The organism is Klebsiella terrigena, assembly GCF_006539725.1.
Taxonomy (GTDB): Bacteria; Pseudomonadota; Gammaproteobacteria; order Enterobacterales; family Enterobacteriaceae; genus Klebsiella; species Klebsiella terrigena.
In genome coordinates, this window is the sequence record NZ_BJNO01000055.1 from 1 (window position 1) to 527 (window position 527).

1 protein-coding gene and 2 tRNA genes are annotated in these 527 nt (G+C 48.0%); all 3 read right to left on the reverse strand.

Going from position 1 to position 527, the window contains the following annotated elements:
• Positions 1-135: GTP-binding protein (locus RTE01_RS26100; RefSeq protein WP_009484166.1), on the reverse strand; the 135-nt coding region annotated here is incomplete at its 3' end.
• 116 nt (positions 136-251) lie between these two features.
• Positions 252-327: transfer RNA gene (locus tag RTE01_RS26105), tRNA-Thr, on the reverse strand.
• Positions 328-332: 5 nt separating this feature from the next.
• Positions 333-407 (reverse strand) — tRNA-Gly (locus tag RTE01_RS26110).
• Positions 408-527 lie beyond the last annotated feature (120 nt).

Here is a 527-nt window from a genome sequence, read left to right on the forward strand (position 1 = left end):
GCGCGCAGAACCACCGTAGGTTTTAGCCAGAACGGTAGTGATTGCAGCAGTCAGCGTTGTTTTACCATGGTCAACGTGGCCGATAGTACCGACGTTAACGTGCGGTTTTGTACGTTCAAACTTTTCTTTAGACATCGATTGTCCCTCTAAGACACGGATAAATCGGTGATATCACCACATCAACCAGGCAACATGCCCGACTTGTTGAATGCAATAGAATAGAGAGAAACAGGGAAGGAGAGATAAAGAAGTGGTGCTGATACCCAGAGTCGAACTGGGGACCTCACCCTTACCAAGGGTGCGCTCTACCAACTGAGCCATATCAGCACGTCTGGAGCGGGCAGCGGGAATCGAACCCGCATCATCAGCTTGGAAGGCTGAGGTAATAGCCATTATACGATGCCCGCATCCTGAAACTCGGCTACCCAGTTCTTTCTATAACAAAAAAAAGAGAGTTATCTCTTTTCTTTGTTTGAGCTGATTAGCTTAACCAATCAACTCTGGCTCCGCAAAGCGTTGCCGAAAGA